The organism is Streptomyces sp. DH12, assembly GCF_020873895.1.
GTDB lineage: Bacteria > Actinomycetota > Actinomycetes > Streptomycetales > Streptomycetaceae > Streptomyces.
This window is the reverse complement of record NZ_JAHWGT010001504.1, coordinates 1-404: the sequence shown is the minus strand read 5'-3', so window position 1 is coordinate 404 and position 404 is coordinate 1. Positions and strand designations below refer to the sequence as shown.

The following is a 404-nucleotide window of genomic DNA, read 5'->3' as shown; positions in this document are numbered from 1 at the left end:
GTTCGGCGACGGCGAGCGCGGACTGGTGGACGGCCCGTCCGGCCGGGCCCGCTTCCAGGAGCCGCAGGGGCTCGCCCTGCTCCCGGACGGCGCGGTGGTCGTCGCCGACACCGTCAACCATGCCCTGAGGCGCCTCGACCCCGGGACGGGCGAGGTGACCACGCTCGCCGGCACCGGCTCCCCCTGGCGCCGCGGGGACGCGACGGACGGCCCGGCCCGGGAGGTGAACCTCTCCTCGCCCTGGGACGTCACCTGGTGGCGGGACGGGGTGTGGATCGCCATGGCCGGCATCCACCAGCTCTGGTCCTGCGACCCCGCCGCCGGCACGGTCGCCCGCGAGGCGGGGACCGGCGGGGAGCAACTGGTCGACGGACCGGCGAAGGAGGCCCTGTTCGCGCTCCCTT

At 77.0% G+C, this 404-nt stretch carries 1 pseudogene; it reads left to right on the top strand.

What is annotated here, in order from left to right:
• A pseudogene (locus LPA54_RS40780) lies at nucleotides 1-404 on the top strand (alkyl hydroperoxide reductase); the annotation flags it as partial.